Below are 16,094 nucleotides of genomic sequence, written 5' to 3'. Positions count from 1 at the left end.
TCTTCTTCCCGCGGGCGCTCATCGCGGCACGATCCCGAACAGGAACCGCGTCTTGACCATGACCCAGAGCAGGGCGAGGACGACGACATAGGCGAGCGTGTCGATCACGATGCTCCCTCGATCGAGGAACGGGACGTTGGCGACGATCAGCACGAAGAGCACGTGCATCACGAACACGTAGAGGGTGGCCTGGCCGAGCGGGATGAGGAACCACCCGAGGACCCGGTGGATCGGCTTCCACAGGACGCTGAGCAGCGCGTAGCCCGTGATCGTCACGAGGAGCACGTTGAGCACGCGGCCGAGGTCGAGCGTGGTGCGCTCGAACGCGAACGAGTAGATCGACGTGAACGTGTTGGCCGGCACGAGTCCGAGCCGCAGGTCGTAGGCGCTGGAGAGGTACGGGTTGTTCCACGAGAACAGCGCGAGCGCGACCGTCGCGATCACCGAGACGGCCAGCACGACGCGGCCGGCGCGGGTGGCGAACCAGCCGAGGATCTCGCGCCGGTAGAAGCCCGCCACCATGCCCGTCACGAACAGGGCCTGCCAGGTCAGCAGCGGGAACGAGTCCTCGAACTGCGAGGGCAGCAGGCGCAGGCTCAGCAGCGACTGCACGGCGTAGAGGCCCCAGCTCACGGCGAGGACGAGGATCCAGCGGCGCCGCGACAGGGCCCACAGGATCAGCGGGGCGATCACGAGCATGACGACGTAGAGGCCCAGGACGTTGACCTGCCACGGGCCGATCCGCAGGAGCGCGATGTCGACGATCGTCTGCGGATCGACGGGGTAGCGCAGGAGGGAGTCGAAGCCGGTGTACAGGTCGTAGACGCGACCGGTCGCCTCGCTGCCCGCGGCTCCGGTGCCCTCGTCGACGTAGGTCGTGGCCGGCACCGCGTTCACGAACGGCACCAGGCTGGCGAAGCCGACGATCAGGGTCACGACGACCGCTGTGACGTAGAGCTTCCAGGCCCGCGCCCCGGTGCGCAGGGTGACCTCGCCGAGGCCCCCGCCGACGATCTTGGGGCGGTGCACCAGGCCGAGCACCGCGCCCGAGAGCAGCACGAACAGCTCCGCTCCCGAGACCATGCCGATCGCCTCCTGCGTCGCGTTCTGGAAGAACGAGACGAGAGCGAGGTGGTTGATGACGACGAACACGATGGCGCCGCCGCGCAGCAGGTCGATGCGCAGATCGCGCGAGGGCGAGGCCGGAGTAGGCGAGACGGCTCGTGCGGCCGCGCAGGAGCCCCAGAGCGTGAGCGCGACGGCCGCGAGCAGCACGCCGGCGACGACGATCCAGGCCGCCGCGCCGTCGAGGGTGCCGCCGTCGGTGCGCACCGGACCCGCCGTGCCGTACGGCGAGTAGAGCGGGCCGAACACCAGTCCGCTGCCGGCCGCGTCGGCACGGAACGCCGCGGCGGTCTCGGCGTCGGTCGAGATGCTCCAGTCGATGACGACCTCGCCGACGACCGCGCGGGCCGACGAGGAGTCGCGCCACAGCACGACGTCCAGGAGCGGGTACTGCGGCCCGGACACCGCGGCGATGACCTGCCGCCACCACTCCTGCTTGATCTCGAGCGCACCGGGTCCGCCCGCTCCGGGGCTGAAGAACGCCGCGGTCTCGAGCAGCATCGGGGTGCCGGTCGCCTCCGAGAAGCGCTGGTAGAAGTCGAGGTCGCCGCCGCCGGCGAGGGCGGTGTCGAGCGCGCCGGGCCGGGGGACCTCGTTCAGCGGCTGTCCGCCGCCGCTGGGGTCGTGGTAGGCCGAGAGCCCTACCCGGTCGACGTACTCGTCGCCCGGGTAGTAGGGGCCGTAGGGGTCGTCACCCGAGGCGACCAGTCCGTCGCCGTCGGTGTCGAGGGCGGGGTCGGTGCCGCCGCGCGCCGCCTGGAACGGGTATGCGGCACCGGCGACCGGCGACCACACCACGGCGGCGTCGGGCAGGTCCGAGTGCACGGCGTCCGAGAACGCGCGGAAGGCGCCGATGTACGCCTCCGGAGCCTGGCCCCACTGCACCCAGTCCGCGTTCATGTCGGGGGCGAAGCGGAGGTAGAGCGGGAGCGCGTCGTCCTGGCGGGCGTCCGCGAGAGCGGCCACCGCCTCCTCGGCATCGCTCTCGTCGAACCCGACGAGGTCTCCGGAGGGGCGCAGCGTGATCGCGGCGAGCGATCCCTCGCCCTGGGCCTGGCGCAGGAACTGCGCGAGGTAGGTCGTCTCGGCGCTGGAGAGCGGGAGGGTCGCGGAGTGCTCGAGGACCGCGGCGGGCGCTCCGAGGCGCTCGCTCTGCTGCGCGGCGCTGTCGATGCTCCAGTCCAGGCTGGCGCCGAAGTACGCGCCCGACTCGGGCGTGAGCACGTCGGGGGACGGCGCCCGGTCCGCGGCGGCCGCGGCGGGGGCTCCGAGGAGCGCGAGGGCGACGGCCGACGCGGCGACCAGGAGCGCGCGTGCTCGGTGGGGCTTCCCGCGCCTCACGTGCGGGTCACCACCAGGACCGTGATGTCGTCCAGCGCCTTGCCGGAGTCGGCGAGCGCGCGGATCGCGGCGAAGAACTCCTCCGTGCTGCCGCCACGAGCGGGCCAGCTCGGTCGCCTCGGTGAGGGAGTCGAGCGTGCCGTCGTACAGGTCGAGCAGCCCGTCGGTGAACGAGACGAGGGAGTCGCCGGGCGCGAGCTCGACGGTCTGGTCGACCCAGCCGCCCTCGGCCGCGATGCCCAGAGGCAGGCCGAGCGAGGCCAGGCGCTGGAACGAGCCGTCCGGGCGCAGGAGCACCGACAGGCCGTGACCGGCGTCGACGAAGGAGAGGCGCCCCGTCTCGGTCTCGAGGCGCGCGTGGAAGAGCGTGGCGAACGTGCCGGTCGCGGCGAAGTCGTCGAGCAGCTGCTCGTTGACGGCCGACACGGCGTCGGTGGCGGAGGACCCGGTGCGCGCGTGGAAGGCCGAGCGGACCCCTGCTCCGACGATCGCCGCCGCGGTGCCCTTGCCCATGACGTCGACGAGGGTCAGGTCGACGACGTCGCCGCCGCGCCAGCTGTAGAAGTCGCCCGCGAGACCGCGCATCGGGATCGAGAGGCCCGAGAACTCGTAGCCGGCCGGGTGGGTCTCGTCGGCCGGAGCCAGTCGCAGCTGCACGTCCGCGGCGCGGTCGCGCTCGAGCCGGTCGCGCAGCTCCCGCTCCACCCAGTCGCCCAGCTCGTCGAGCAGCGCCTCCTGGTCGGCGGTCAGCTCGCGCGGCACGAAGTCGAGGAGGCACAGCGTGCCGACCGCGAGGTCGGCCTCGACGATCAGCGGACGGCCGGCGTAGAAGCGCACGTGGGGTGCTCCCGCGACGTTCTCGTGCGCGGCGAACTCGCCGTCGGTCTCGAGATCGGGGATGACGAGCATCCGCTGCTCGCGCAGCGTCGCATCGCAGAACGTGCCGGCCCTCGGATACTGGAGCGGCCAGCCCGGCACCTGCGGCGACTTCGTGAAGAGCGTGGTCTCGTCGAGGAAGTGGATCTCGGCCAGCGCGACCCCGAAGAGGTCCTTCGCCATGCGGGTGATGCGGTCGAAGCGCTCCTCGGGCGGCGTGCCCATGATGTCCAGCTCGCCGAGCGCGGCGAGCCGCGGATCCGGTGCGAGGTCTCCGAGCATGGCTGACTCCTCCGGTCGTCGTTCCCGAGCACGGGCGATCGGCACCGGCGTACCGGTGCACTCCCGACTCTGCACGGGTGTTCGGTGCCGGACGAGGAATAGACGGGAATCCGCACAGAAACCCCCACAGACGGGGGGATCGGCTGCGACGGCGCCGGAGCCGTCACGCGGAGACCGGTCCCGTCACTCCACGCGCGGCCACTCGCTCGTCAGGGATGCCTCGATCGCGCGGTGCCGGAACCCGTAGGGCTTGCCGCGGTCGATGATCCCCCGCACGGTGTCGAGGCGCTGCGCGGTCGTCCCGGCCTCGGTGGCGCGGGACAGCCCGATCGCCTTCGCGATCCGGGTGAGGGTGCGGTCTGGGGCGGGCAGGGCCGCCATCGCCTCGAGGAAGTCCCGTTCCCGCGCGGGCAGGCGACCCAGGATCCGCTCGACGTGGGCCGCCGCCTCCTCTGCGCCCCTCGCCAGCCGGCGAGCACCTGCTGCCGGGTGATGGTGGAGCCCGTGCCGGCGTACCAGGCGCTCTCGCCGGCCAGTTGGAACAGGAACGGCTCGCCGCGGCAGAGATCGACGATCGTCGAGACGGCATCGGTCTCCATGCGGATCCGCTCCGTTCCTCCGCGGTCGTCGGCGACCTCCCAGCCCGGCAGCACGAAGTCCTGCAGCGCAGCGACGATGTCGTCGTCGTCGATCGCCGTGAGGATCGTCGTCTTGAATCGGCGCGCGAACGTGGCGCCCTTCTGCGCACCCGCCCGATCCTCGAAGTCGGGGAGGCCCGAGAGGTAGACCGCGAGCGGGAGGAACCGGGTCACCCGCGCCCCGCCGGGCAGCTCGACGGTCTCCTCGTGGGTGATCGCGTCGCCGAGGGCGATGAGGAGCTGCGAGAGGGCGCTCTCGTCGACGATGTTCTGCACCTCGTCGAGGTGGACGAGAACGACGACGTCGTGGGCGATCGCCGCGCGACCCACCTCGACGAGCAGCTCGGTCAGTACGGCGTGCGGCTCGGGCCCCTCCTTCCCGCGGAGGGTCAGCGAGAGCCCCGATGCCGCAACAGCCTGGACGCGATCGATCAGGCTCGCGATCCGCTTCTCGCGGGCTGTCGAGAGCCCTGCCGACTCGGCCAGCGCGAGCAGGGCGGCCGCGAGGAGCTTCAACGGATCAGCGCCGGACGGGATCCGCAGCTGCGGTGTCACCCAGTCGCCTCCCGCGGCGGCGTCCCGCGCGATGCGCCTGACGAGCGACGACTTGCCGAGCCCGGGCTCGCCGAGGACCGTGCGACCGCGCTCCGGAAGGCCCCGGTTCAGTCGGGGCCGGAGGACGTCGCGCCAGTCGCTGAGCTGCGAGGTCCGACCGGCCCAGATCTCGGGAACGGCGTCGGACCCGGGGCTGAACGGATTGTCGAGGGCGTCGCGCATGCTGATAACTTTACCGTCTGATGCGGATGTCGATAAAGTTATCAGCTCCGATTGAGCGGCCCCACTCTGCGGGAGCGGGGGATCCGGAGACGGCCGCCGGGCGGCCTGCTCGATCGGCGGAGGCGGAGAAGGGGCGTGCCCGGCTCGCTCGCGCGGGCGGCACGGGGACGAGCCCGCTCAGCGGGTCGGCGGAGGCGGCCCCGTCGTCGCGCGCTGCACCAGCTGCGTCGGCAGCCGCACGTGGAGCGAGCGCGGGGTCTCGCCCGCCATCAGCGCCGTCAGCATCTCGGCGGCGGTCGAGCCCAGCGTCTGCATGGGCTGCCGGACGGTCGTCAGCGGCGGATCCAGTCGCGACGCCTCCGGCACGTCGTCGAAGCCGACCACCGAGAGGTCCCGGGGCACGTCGAGCCCGATCCGCGCCGCGATCTCGATGATGGCGATGGCCGAGACGTCGTTCGCGGCGAAGACGGCGGTCGGCCGGTCCGGGAGCGACAGCAGTGCCGAGGCGGGGCGGCGCGCGGTGTCGTGCTGGTACAGGCCCACGTGCACGAGCCGCTCGTCGAACGCGATGCCCGCCTCCGAGAGTGCGGCGCGGTAGCCGGCCTCGCGCAGTCGGGCGGAGCGGAGGTCGGGGCGGCCCGCGACGAAGCCGATGCGGCGGTGTCCGAGCTCGACCAGGTGGCGCGTCGCCTGCAGGGCCCCGCCGTAGCTGTCCGCCTCGACGGTCGGCAGGTCGGCGCGGCCGGTGTGCGGGTCGATCGCGACGAGCGGGATGTCCGAGGCCGCGGTGAGCACCGTCGGCGTGACCATGATCGCGCCGTCGATCAGCGTGCCGCTCAGACGGCTCAGCGAGCGCCGCTCCCAGCCCTCGCCCTCGCCCTGGTGCGAGCCGCTGTAGGCGAGCAGGTCGAAGCGCGAGCCGCGCAGCTCGGCGCCGACGCCCTTCAGGATCTCGGCGCTGAACGGCTCGAAGTCGGCGACGAGCACGCCGATCACCCCGGTCCGGCGCGAGCGCATGCTGCTGGCGACGAGGCTCGACTCGTAGCCGAGCTCGCGCACCACGTCGAGCACGCGCGTGGCCGTCGCGGCGGCGATGCCGTACCGGCCGTTGACCGCCTTCGAGACCGTCGCGACCGAGACTCCGGCCGCAGCGGCGACGTCGTGGATGGTCGGACGGTGACTCACAGGACCGACCGTAACCCTCCGCAGGGCTGTTTGGAAAATGATTTCGAAAACGTTTGACGCTCCCGCCGAGCAGTACGGAGACTGACCTCGCCCACCGGATGAACGGCGGGTGCACCTCGGCGCCGCCTCCCCTGGCGGCGCCCACTCGATGAAGAGAACAGGTCGAACGATGAAGTTCAGAAAGATCGCAGTGGCCACCGTCGCCCTGCTCGGCGCGGCCGCGGCCCTGAGCGGCTGCTCCGCCCAGGAGTCCGGCTCCTCCGACGGCACCGTCTCGATGACCCTCTGGCAGAACTCCACCACGGGCCCCGGCCAGGAGTTCTGGGACAAGACGGTCGCCGACTTCGAGGCCGCGAACCCCGGAGTCACCATCACCCCGCAGGCCATCCAGAACGAGGACCTGGACGGCAAGCTGCAGACCGCGCTCAACTCCGGCGACGCGCCGGACATCTTCCTCCAGCGCGGCGGCGGCAAGATGGCGGCCATGGTCGCCGGCGGCCAGCCTGATGGACCTGACCGACAAGATCTCGGACGAGGCCAAGAGCGAGATCACCGAGGGCTCCTTCGGCGCCAACACCCTCGACGACAAGGTCTGGGCGATGCCGGTCGCGGTGCTGCCCGGCGGCGTCTTCTACAGCCAGGACCTCTTCACCGCGGCGGGCATCAGCACCCCGCCGTCGACCCTCGAGGAGCTCGACTCGGCCGTCACCGCCCTCAAGGGCAGCGGCACCCAGGCGATCGCGCTCGGCGGCAAGGACGCCTGGCCCGCCGCGCACTGGTACTACTTCTTCGCGCTCCGCGAGTGCAGCCCCGAGACGATGGCCGAGGCGGCCGACTCGAAGGACTTCTCGGACGAGTGCTGGGTCAAGGCCGGCGAGGACCTCCAGACCTTCTCCGAGACCGAGCCCTTCAACGAGGGCTTCCTCACCACCGCCGCCCAGCAGGGCGCCGGCAGCTCGGCGGGCCTGCTCGCCAACCGCCAGGCCGCCATGGAGCTCATGGGCGCCTGGAACCCCGGCGTCATCGCCTCCCTCACCCCCGACGAGAAGCCCCTGCCCGACCTGGGCTGGTTCCCCTTCCCCGAGGTGGACGGCGGAGAGGGCGAGCCCGGCTCGATAATGGGCGGCGTCGACGGCTACTCCTGCTCGGTCGACGCTCCCGCCGAGTGCGTGGACTTCCTGAACTACCTCGCGACCGCCGACGTGCAGAAGGAGTACTACGCCGCCTTCAACGCGCCTCCGGTCAACCAGGTCGCCCAGGAGGCCGTCACCGAGCCCTACCTGCAGGACATCCTGGCCGCTTACAACTCGGCGCCCTACGTCTCGCAGTGGCTCGACACCGTCTACGGCCTCAACGTCGGCAACGCGCTGAACGTCGGAGTCGTCGACCTGCTCGCCGGCAAGAGCGACCCGGAGCAGCTGGTCGAGGCCGTCAACGCCGCTGCGAAGAAGGCGTAACCATGGCGCTTCGCGAGAGCCCGCTCCTCGGAGCGGATGCGCCCCGCGATCGCGAGAACACCGGGGTGCTGCGGTCGTCGCAGCACCCCGGTGCGCCGGCACCGCCGCAGCCTCGGCTGGGCGGGCCGGCTCGAGGTCGCGATCCTGGTCGGCCCCGCGCTGATCGTGTTCCTCGCCTTCGTGATCTTCCCGGTCGTGATGGCCGCCTACTACGGCTTCTTCAGTTGGCAGGGCTACGGAGTGCCGACGGATTTCGTCGGCTTCCGCAACTACCTCACGATCCTCCAGGACCCCACCTTCCACGAGGCGCTGTCCCACAACGGCACGATCGTGATCCTCTCGCTCGTGCTCCAGGGCCCGGCCGCGATCCTGATCGCGCTCCTGCTCAACCGCAAGCTGCGCGGCCAGTCGTTCATCCGCGTGCTGATCTTCGTGCCCTACGTCATCTCGGAGGTCGTCGTCGGCACCGGCTGGAGCCTCATGCTCCAGACCCGCGGCGCCGTCAACGGCATGCTCGAGAACATCGGACTGGGAGCGCTGCAGCAGGACTGGCTGGCGAACCCGGCGATCGCGATGTGGACGCTGATGCTGATCATCACGTGGAAGTACATCGGCTTCGCCGTGATCCTCTTCCTCGCGGGTCTCCAGGGCATCCCCGAGGAGCTGTCCGAGGCCGCGGCCATCGACGGCGCGTCCTACTGGCAGGTCCAGCGGCGCATCACCCTGCCGCTGCTCGCCCCGACCCTGCGCATCTGGGCGTTCCTGTCGATCATCGGCGCCCTGCAGCTGTTCGACCTCGTCTACATCATCTGGGGCCAGTACGTCTCGTCGACCGCCGGCACCTCGACGATGGCGACCTACCTCGTCACCAACGGCCGCAATGCCGGCAACTACGGGTACGGGAACGCCGTCGCGGTGATCCTGTTCCTGATCTCGCTCGTGGTCGCCCTGCTCTACCAGCGCTTCGTGCTGCGGCGGGACACCGAGGGCGCACTCACCGGAGGCAAGCGATGACCACCACGATGACGGCCCCGCCGATCACCCCCGAGACTCCCCGGCCCTCGCCGTGAAGCGCCGCCGCCCACCGGCGGGCCGCGGCACGATGATCGCCTACGTCGTCGCGGTCGTCGTGATCGCGCTGATGCTCGCCCCGGTCGCGTACATCATCATCGGCGGCTTCCGCACGAACGCGCAGATCACCACCGACCCGGCCGGGTTCCCGTCGCCGTGGAACGTGCAGAACTACATCGACGTCATCACGGGCGGCATCTTCTGGCGCGAGGTGGGCAACTCCACGATCGCGGCGCTCGCCACCACCCTCGGCGTCGTCGTGCTCGGCCTCATGGCCAGCTACGTGCTCGCCCGGTACGACTTCTCCAGGCCGCGGAGTGTTCTACGCGCTCTTCGCGGCGGGACTGATGTTCCCGATGACCGTGGCGATCACTCCGCTCTACCTGGTGATCAAGAGCCTCGGCCTGATGAACTCGCTCGCCGGAGTGGTGCTGCCGCAGATCGCGTTCGGCCTGCCGACCACGATCATCATCCTGGTCCCGTTCCTGCGGGCCATCCCGGACGAGATCCAGGAGGCGGCCTTCATCGACGGCTGCAGCCGGATCGGCTTCTTCTTCCGCATGGTGGTGCGCCTGGCGATGCCCGGCGTGATCACGACCGGCATCCTCGCGTTCATCGCGAGCTGGAACAGCTACCTCCTGCCGCTGTTCATCCTCAACGACGAGTCGAGCTTCACGCTCCCGCTCGGGGTCCAGGCCTTCTCGTCGCAGTACTCCGTCGACACCGCCAAGGTGCTCGCGTTCGTCTCGCTGTCGATGATCCCCGCGCTCATCTTCTTCAGCGTCTTCGAGCGCCGCATCGTGGGCGGCCTCACCGGGGCGGTGAAGGGATGACCTCCACCCCGCCGCCCGCTTCCAGCAGAGAGGGTCACGCCGTGGCCGAACCGCACGTCCCCTCGGCCCGCGTCGCCGAGCTCCTGGAGCGCCATGACGCTCGAGGAGAAGCTCGCCCAGCTCGTCGGCTACTGGGTCGACCAGGGCGGGGAGGTCGTCGCGCCGCTGGCCGGCGAGATGGCCACCTCCACCCGCTACGAGGACGCGACGACGCACGGGCTCGGGCACCTGACCCGCGTGTACGGCACGCGCCCCGTCGATCCGATCGAGCGGGCGCAGTGGCTATGGGCCGAGCAGCGCCGCCTCGTCGAGGAGACCCGGCTGGGCATCCCGGCGATCGTGCACGAGGAGTGCCTGACCGGGCTCGCGGCGTGGAAGGCCGCGACGTTCCCCACTCCGCTGGCCTGGGGCGCGTCGTTCGACGCCGAGCTGGTCGAGGAGATGGGCCGCCTGATCGGCTCGTCTATGCGCGAGCTCGGGATCCACCAGGGCCTCGCGCCCGTGCTCGACGTGATCCGCGACCCCCGCTGGGGCCGCGTCGACGAGTGCATCGCCGAGGACCCGTACGTCGTCGGCACGCTCGGCACCGCCTACGTGCGCGGCATGCAGTCGGAGGGGGTCGACGCGACGCTGAAGCACTTCATCGGCTACTCCGCCTCCCGCGGCGGCCGCAACCACGCGCCGGTCCACGCCGGTCCGCGCGAGATCGCGGACGTGCTGCTGCCTCCGTTCGAGATGGCGATCCGCGACGGCGGCGCTCGCTCGGTGATGAACTCGTACGCCGAGATCGACGGCGACCCCGTCGGCGCGACCCCCGCCTACCTCACCGACATCCTGCGCGGCGACTGGGGCTTCGACGGAGTGGTGGTCTCGGACTACTTCTCGGTCGCGTTCCTGCACCTCATGCACGCGGTCGCCGCCGACCTCGGCGAGGCCGCCGAGCTCGCGCTCGAGGCCGGGATCGACGTGGAGCTGCCCACGGGCGACGCGTTCCTCGCGCCGCTCGCCGCCCGCATCGCCTCGGGGGAGATGAGCGAGGAGCTCGTCGACCGCGCGGTGCTGCGCCTGCTCGCGCAGAAGGAGCGCCTCGGGCTGCTCGACGCCCGCTTCGACGACGTGCCTGAATCGATCGACCTCGACTCGCCCGCGCACCGCGACGTCGCCCGCCGCCTCGCGGAGGAGTCGCTCGTGCTGCTCTCGAACGACGGCGTCCTGCCGCTCGCGGCGCCGCGCCGGATCGCGCTGATCGGCCCGAACGCCGACAGCGCGCAGGCGCTGATGGGCTGCTACTCCTTCGCCAACCACGTGCTCGCCCACCACGAGGGCGTGCCGCTGGGCTTCGAGATCCCGACCCTGCGCGAGGCCCTCGCCGACGAGTTCGCGGGCGAGATCCTCGTGGCCGAGGGCTGCGCGGTCGAGGGCGACGACGACTCCGGGATCGCCCCCGCCGCCGACGTCGCACGGACCGCCGACGTGGCCGTGGTGGTCGTCGGCGACCGCGCCGGGCTGTTCGGCCGCGGAACCGTGGGCGAGGGGAACGACGTCGAGAGCCTCGAGCTGCCGGGCCGCCAGCGCGAACTGGTGGAGGCGGTCGTCGCCACCGGAACGCCCGTGGTGCTCGTGCTGCTCACCGGTCGCCCCTACGCGATCGACTGGGCCCTCTCGGGCGCCTCGGCCGTGCTGCAGGCCTTCTTCCCCGGCGAGGAGGGCGCCGGCGCGATCGCCGGCGTCGTCTCGGGCCGCGTCGTGCCGTCGGGGCATCTGCCGGTGTCGCTGCCGCGCTCGGCCGGGGCGCAGCCGTTCTCGTACCTGCACCCGATCCTGGGCGGCCCGTCGGACGTGACGAGCGCCGACAGCACCCCGGTGCTGCCGTTCGGCCACGGTCTCTCGTACACGACGTTCTCGCGGAGCGAGCTCTCGGTGGGATCGGACGAGGTGGCGACCGACGGAGTGATCACCGCCTCGGTCCGCGTGCGCAACACGGGCGACCGCAGCGGCGTGGATCTGGTGCAGCTCTACGCGCGCGACGTGTACGCGAGCGTCACCCGGCCCGTCGCCCAGCTGCTCGGCTACGCCCGGGTCGAGCTGGCCGCGGGCGAGGAGGCGCAGGTGCGCTTCGAGGTGCCGGCCGCCCGGCTGGCCTTCACCGGCCGCTCCGGCGACCGCATCGTGGAGCCCGGCGCTCTCGAGCTGTGGGTCGGGCCGGACTGCGCGTCGAAGGAGACGACCGCGTCGCTGGCGCTGGCCGGTCCGGTGTCCGTGGTGACGGCCGCCTCCGAGCGCCTGGTGCGCACGAGCGTGCTGCTCGAGGAGACGACACTGGCGTGACCCGCCCTCCTGCTGGTCGAGCAACCCCGGAGGGGCGTCTCGAGACCCGCCGACTCCGGATCTCGTGGATCTCGATACGCGCGCTCCGCGCGCTACTCGATCAGCAGGGAGGCGCTCCGGGCCCCGCCGGGAGGGCGGCTGCCGCAGAACCTCAGCCAGGAGCACCCCTCAGCCACCGTCGCGGCTGAGCAGCGCTCCCACTGAGGTTCTGCATCCTCCCTGCTGGTCGAGTAGCCCCGCAGGGGCGTCTCGAGACCCACCGACTCCGGACATCGCGGATCTTGATCGCTCCGTGCGCTACTCGATCAGTGGAGGAGCGCCCCGATCCGTCGCAGACGGCCGCTCGCGCTCTCGTGCGGCGACCGTTCGCGCCGGATCGCGCCGCCCGCAAGGGGTTGCCGCTCCCGGCCGCCGGGCGTGGGATGGACGCAGGAGAAAGGAGTCCCATGACTCAGACCTTCCCCGCATGGCTGCGGGACCAGAGCACGCGCGACGACGAGGTGGGCACGATCGCCCAGGAGTTCGCCGCACGCACCGACCTGCCCGAGCACGGCGGCCGTTCCATCTACGAGGGCTACTTCGCGAGCGAGCCCGCCGAGGCGCAGTCCGGCTTCGACCGGGCCTGGTCCGAGTTCGAGGCCGACGTGCAGCCGTCGCCCGCCTCCGACGACCCGGACGGCCTCCGATGAGCGACACGACGTCCCCGGTCCAGGACCCGGACGACCAGTCCGACAAGCCGTCGCAGGCCGAGGGCGAGGACTCGCGCGACACCCCCGTCGAGGTCCAGCCCGCCGATGGGAAGCCGTCGAAGGCCGAGGGCTGACACCACTCGCGTGCACAACGAAGGAAGGATCCGCCCCGACCTCCCGATCCGCGCGGATCCGGAGCCGCGGGAGCGGATCCTTCCTTCGTTGTGCACAGGAGTCGCACCGGAGCGGGGACTCACCGCGGCGCGACGACCACCCGGCCGACGCCCCGCGACACGCACGGCATCACCGCCGACTCCCGCTCCTCGGACGTCAGGACCAGGTCGCGGTGGTCCACGTCGCCCTCGACGAGCCGCAGCCGGCACGTCCCGCAGGTGCCGCTGCCGCAGGAGCTCGGCACGTCGATCCCCGCGTCCTCGAGCGCGTCGAGCATCGTCCGTGACGCGGGCACCGCGATCTCGTCGCCGGTCGGCCGCCACTCCACGGTGAACGGCGCGGTCAGCCCGCCGAACGCCGGTACTCCGCGAAGTCCTCCGCGTGCACCCGGCTCGGCCGCCAGTGCATGGTGAGCGCGCAGATCTCGTCCTGCAGCGCCTCGGGCCCGCAGACGTAGAGGTGCCGCTCGCCCGGCTCGGCGAGCAGCGACCACCAGTCGACCGGCCCGAGCTCGCGGCGGTGGTGGACCCTCAGCGCCGGCAGTGCGGCGGTCAGCTCGTCCAGGTACGGGGACTCCTCGCGGGAGCGGGTCAGGTAGAGCAGCTCCACCTGCGGCGCCCCGCGGTGTCCCAGCTCCGTCAGCATCGCCCGGATCGGCGTGACGCCGATCCCCGCCGCGATCAGCAGGTAGGCGGGTGCCTCGACCAGCTCGAAGGAGTTGCGCGGGCCCTCGACCTCGAGCGCGTCGCCGGCGGCCACGGAGTCGACGAGGCTGCGCGATCCGCCGCGACCGTCCTCGGAGCGCCGCACCGCGATCACGTACCGGGACCGGTCGCGGAGGTCGCCGGTGAGGGAGTAGCTGCGCTTCGCTCCCGAGGGCGTCGCGACTGCGAGGTGCGCGCCCGGCTCGGCGGCCGGCAGCGGGGAGCCGTCCGGGTGCCGGAGCACGAGCTCGCAGACGTCCGCCGTCAGCATCCGCCGCGTGGCGACGACGAGCCTCACGCGGCGACCCCCGGGTCGGCCGCGGCCACAGGGTCACCCGGAACGACCGCATCGCCCGGCCGCAGCACGCCGCCCGAGAGGACCTCCGCGAAGACCCCGACGTTCTCGTGCCCGCAGTGCTCGTGCAGCAGGCGCACCACCGGCACGTCGCGCCGCGCGGTCGTCGGATCGACCTCCGTCGCCGCGCAGCGCCCCGTCTCCTCCAGGACGCGCACGCGCACCTCGCCCAGCTGCAGCTCGCGCCCGACCCAGTCCCGCTCCGCCCACGGCTCGAGGCCGTCGAGGTACACGTTCGAGCGGAAGCGCAGCGGATCGAGGTCGTGCCCGATGCGCTCCGACAGGTCGCGGACCGAGGCGAGCGACACGAGCGAGATCGCGTGCATCATCCGCGGCCCGTTCTTCGCGTTGTCGGTGAAGTTGTAGCCGGCCTGCTCGGCGAGGACCGGCCGCACCCCGTCGGGCAGATCGGCGACCCGCGCGTACAGCTCGACGAACGCCTCGCGCCCGTCGGCCGTCGTGAGGTCGGCCTCGAGCACCCGATGGCCCTGCACGGTGACCTCGACGGTCCTCGCGTCGTCGTCGAAGCGGGTGCGCAGCCCCGCGAGGCGCTCGGTGTTCAGCAGCACGAAGTACTCGCGCTTGGACAGCGGCGCGAACGCGTCGGCCCGGTAGGCCCCGTCCGGCTTCGCGAGGGCGTACCGGCGGTCGGTCGGGACGCCGCGTCCGGGCTGCAGCGCAATGCTCTCGAGACGCTCCGGCGTCAGCCCCTTCACCGGGTAGCGGTAGAGGGAGTCGAGTGTCGTCGGCACCGTGCGAGAGTACCCCGCGCCTCCCGCGGCCCGAGCGGTCCGCCCGTCAGCGCGCGGCCTGCGCCACCCGCTCGGTCAGGAGGGCGGCTCCGTCGTCGTCGAGGTGGTCGATCGCGTACGACGTCGGCCAGAGCCCGCCCTCGTCGTCGAGCGCAGCATCGACGCTGAACCCGAACGTCGAGTACCGCGCCTTGTCGACGAGGCCGCTGCGGAAGAACACGATGATCCGGCCGTCCTTCGCCCAGCCCGGCTGCCCGTAGTACAGCTTCGGGCGCAACTCCGGAGCCGCCTCCGTCACGAGCGCGTGCAGCCGCTCGGCGAGCGCGCGGTCCGGCTCCGGCATCTCGGCGATCTTGTCCTCCTGCGCCGTCCGCTCGGCCTCGGCCTTCTCGGCCGCCTTGCCGGCGCGCGCTTCGGCCCGCAGCTCGGCGGCCCGCGCCTTCATCGCCGCTCTCTCCTGGGCCGAGAAGCCCGTGTCGTCGCCCATGGTCCGTCCCCTCGTCGTCCCCGCCACGCTAGGCCGTCGGGCGTCCGCGCCGGAAGAGGACCTCGGTGGGGTGGCCGCCGCGCGGGCACCTCCGGCTCGCAGAAACCGGTTCGGCTCGCACGATCCGGCGATTCCTGCGAGCCGAACGCGATTCGACGAGCCCGAGGTCACCGGAGCCGCGCGGCCCGCGTCACTCCTCCCGCACGCGCACCGTCCGCCGCACGTCCACCGCGATCACCGCGCCCGTGATCACCAGCGAGAGCGCGACCGAGCCGGCCGTGTCGCTCAGCCAGTGGTACCCGAGGTAGAGGCGGCTGACGATCTGCACGACGATCAGCGTCACCGCCACGGCGATCGCGGTCACGGTGAACCAGCGCCGCTGCAGCCTGCTGGCCAGCAGGTAGGTCGTGATCAGGAGGAAGTCGGCCGTGCCGAGCACGTGCCCCGACGGGAACGAGAACGTGTGGTCGGGCCCGAAGAGCATCTCGGCGACCGGCGGGCGCGGGTGCTGCACGAGCGGCGCGATCACCTGGGCGAGGATCACGCCGGTCGCCATGCCGACCATCAGCAGCAGGGGCCGCCAGAGGTGCTTGGCCAGGATGATCCACGCGATCAGCACGACGAGGACGACGATCGGCAGCACCACCGGCCCGAACAGCACGGCGAGCACGATCATGGGTCGGTCCGGTCGCGCTCGACGCGGGCGTCGAAGAAGTCCTCGACCGGCCCGTCGAGGCGCTCGACCCCGGTCTGGGTGAGGACGCCCAGGAGGATCGCGACGAACGCGATCCCGCCGAGCAGCATCAGCAGGCCCGCGGTGATCAGGAGGCGCCGCCGGTCGGCCGCGGTGAGCGTCCGCTCCTCGACGACGAACTTCTCGTGCCAGGCCGAGAGCCGGGCCGTCTTCGAGCCGCTCACTGTCGGGCCCGAGCGGTCGGGAACGGGGCGGTGCAGGTGGTCATCGGCGGGCTCCCTCATCGGCGCTCGCGGCGGTGCGGGCACGAAAGTATGGCGCGCCCC

13 protein-coding genes and 2 pseudogenes are annotated in these 16,094 nt (G+C 72.0%); 6 read left to right on the top strand and 9 right to left on the bottom strand.

Features of this window, described 5'->3' with window-relative positions; all coding sequences use genetic code 11:
* Nucleotides 1-18: 18 nt before the first annotated feature.
* From opgC to AC0CII_RS13770, 3 genes are all read right to left on the bottom strand, one after another.
* The gene (gene opgC / locus AC0CII_RS13780; protein WP_465229763.1) at nucleotides 19-3,624 is read right to left on the bottom strand and encodes an OpgC domain-containing protein; all 3,606 of its coding nucleotides are present in this window, start codon (nucleotides 3,622-3,624) and stop codon (nucleotides 19-21) included.
* A gap of 209 nt (nucleotides 3,625-3,833) precedes the next feature.
* Nucleotides 3,834-5,039: a P-loop NTPase family protein gene (locus AC0CII_RS13775; RefSeq protein ID WP_465229762.1), complete on the bottom strand. Its 1,206-nt coding sequence runs from the start codon at nucleotides 5,037-5,039 to the stop codon at nucleotides 3,834-3,836.
* A 177-nt stretch (nucleotides 5,040-5,216) separates the two neighbouring features.
* A complete protein-coding gene (locus tag AC0CII_RS13770) occupies nucleotides 5,217-6,224 on the bottom strand; it encodes a LacI family DNA-binding transcriptional regulator (protein ID WP_251944656.1) in 1,008 nt (335 codons plus the stop codon).
* Nucleotides 6,225-6,393: 169 nt separating this feature from the next.
* Here AC0CII_RS13770 and AC0CII_RS13765 point away from each other — a divergent pair.
* The 6 genes and pseudogenes from AC0CII_RS13765 to AC0CII_RS13740 all read left to right on the top strand — a co-directional run bounded on the left by AC0CII_RS13765 (nucleotide 6,394) and on the right by AC0CII_RS13740 (nucleotide 12,736).
* Nucleotides 6,394-7,681, top strand: a pseudogene (locus tag AC0CII_RS13765) (extracellular solute-binding protein).
* Between the two features lie 36 nt (nucleotides 7,682-7,717).
* Nucleotides 7,718-8,695, top strand: coding sequence for a carbohydrate ABC transporter permease (locus AC0CII_RS13760; protein ID WP_465229761.1), 978 nt, complete (start codon nucleotides 7,718-7,720; stop codon nucleotides 8,693-8,695).
* Nucleotides 8,696-8,747: 52 nt separating this feature from the next.
* Nucleotides 8,748-9,585 (top strand): annotated as a pseudogene (locus AC0CII_RS13755) (carbohydrate ABC transporter permease).
* 93 nt (nucleotides 9,586-9,678) lie between these two features.
* A complete protein-coding gene (locus AC0CII_RS13750) occupies nucleotides 9,679-11,913 on the top strand; it encodes a beta-xylosidase/alpha-l-arabinosidase (protein ID WP_465229760.1) in 2,235 nt (744 codons plus the stop codon).
* A 446-nt stretch (nucleotides 11,914-12,359) separates the two neighbouring features.
* Entirely contained in the window at nucleotides 12,360-12,602 is a 243-nt protein-coding gene (locus tag AC0CII_RS13745) for a hypothetical protein (RefSeq protein ID WP_207407165.1), read from the top strand.
* Nucleotides 12,599-12,736: a hypothetical protein gene (locus tag AC0CII_RS13740; RefSeq protein ID WP_158078007.1), complete on the top strand. Its 138-nt coding sequence runs from the start codon at nucleotides 12,599-12,601 to the stop codon at nucleotides 12,734-12,736. Before AC0CII_RS13745 ends, AC0CII_RS13740 begins: the two co-directional genes overlap by 4 nt.
* 119 nt (nucleotides 12,737-12,855) lie before the next feature.
* Here the strand turns inward: AC0CII_RS13740 and AC0CII_RS13735 are convergent, their stop codons facing one another.
* The 6 genes from AC0CII_RS13735 to AC0CII_RS13710 form a co-directional block, all read right to left on the bottom strand.
* Nucleotides 12,856-13,104, bottom strand: a complete 249-nt coding sequence (locus tag AC0CII_RS13735; RefSeq protein WP_465229759.1) for a 2Fe-2S iron-sulfur cluster-binding protein — start codon at nucleotides 13,102-13,104, stop codon at nucleotides 12,856-12,858.
* 14 nt (nucleotides 13,105-13,118) lie between these two features.
* Nucleotides 13,119-13,778, bottom strand: a complete 660-nt coding sequence (locus tag AC0CII_RS13730; protein WP_465229758.1) for a ferredoxin reductase — start codon at nucleotides 13,776-13,778, stop codon at nucleotides 13,119-13,121.
* Entirely contained in the window at nucleotides 13,775-14,587 is an 813-nt protein-coding gene (locus AC0CII_RS13725) for an MOSC domain-containing protein (protein ID WP_465227381.1), read from the bottom strand. Before AC0CII_RS13725 ends, AC0CII_RS13730 begins: the two co-directional genes overlap by 4 nt.
* Nucleotides 14,588-14,633: 46 nt before the next feature.
* Nucleotides 14,634-15,074: a DUF1801 domain-containing protein gene (locus tag AC0CII_RS13720; protein WP_207407162.1), complete on the bottom strand. Its 441-nt coding sequence runs from the start codon at nucleotides 15,072-15,074 to the stop codon at nucleotides 14,634-14,636.
* Nucleotides 15,075-15,264: 190 nt separating this feature from the next.
* On the bottom strand, nucleotides 15,265-15,750 hold the full coding sequence (locus tag AC0CII_RS13715; RefSeq protein WP_465229757.1) for a phosphatase PAP2 family protein: 486 nt from the start codon (nucleotides 15,748-15,750) through the stop codon (nucleotides 15,265-15,267).
* On the bottom strand, nucleotides 15,747-15,992 hold the full coding sequence (locus AC0CII_RS13710) for a hypothetical protein (protein ID WP_465229756.1): 246 nt from the start codon (nucleotides 15,990-15,992) through the stop codon (nucleotides 15,747-15,749). The genes AC0CII_RS13715 and AC0CII_RS13710 overlap by 4 nt, the downstream gene beginning before the upstream one ends.
* Between the last annotated feature and the right edge of the window lie 102 nt (nucleotides 15,993-16,094).

This window comes from Rathayibacter sp. AC182 (genome assembly GCF_979253875.1).
This window is presented reverse-complemented; position numbering and strand designations above follow the sequence as displayed.

Coding starts and splice junctions, on each gene's coding strand:
- opgC (WP_465229763.1), bottom strand. CDS start 3,624: ATGCTCGGAGACCTCGCACCGGATCCGCGGCTCGCCGCGCTCGGCGAG.
- AC0CII_RS13775 (WP_465229762.1), bottom strand. CDS start 5,039: ATGCGCGACGCCCTCGACAATCCGTTCAGCCCCGGGTCCGACGCCGTT.
- AC0CII_RS13760 (WP_465229761.1), top strand. CDS start 7,718: ATGCGCCCCGCGATCGCGAGAACACCGGGGTGCTGCGGTCGTCGCAGC.
- AC0CII_RS13750 (WP_465229760.1), top strand. CDS start 9,679: ATGACGCTCGAGGAGAAGCTCGCCCAGCTCGTCGGCTACTGGGTCGAC.
- AC0CII_RS13745 (WP_207407165.1), top strand. CDS start 12,360: ATGACTCAGACCTTCCCCGCATGGCTGCGGGACCAGAGCACGCGCGAC.
- AC0CII_RS13740 (WP_158078007.1), top strand. CDS start 12,599: ATGAGCGACACGACGTCCCCGGTCCAGGACCCGGACGACCAGTCCGAC.
- AC0CII_RS13720 (WP_207407162.1), bottom strand. CDS start 15,074: ATGGGCGACGACACGGGCTTCTCGGCCCAGGAGAGAGCGGCGATGAAG.
- AC0CII_RS13715 (WP_465229757.1), bottom strand. CDS start 15,750: ATGATCGTGCTCGCCGTGCTGTTCGGGCCGGTGGTGCTGCCGATCGTC.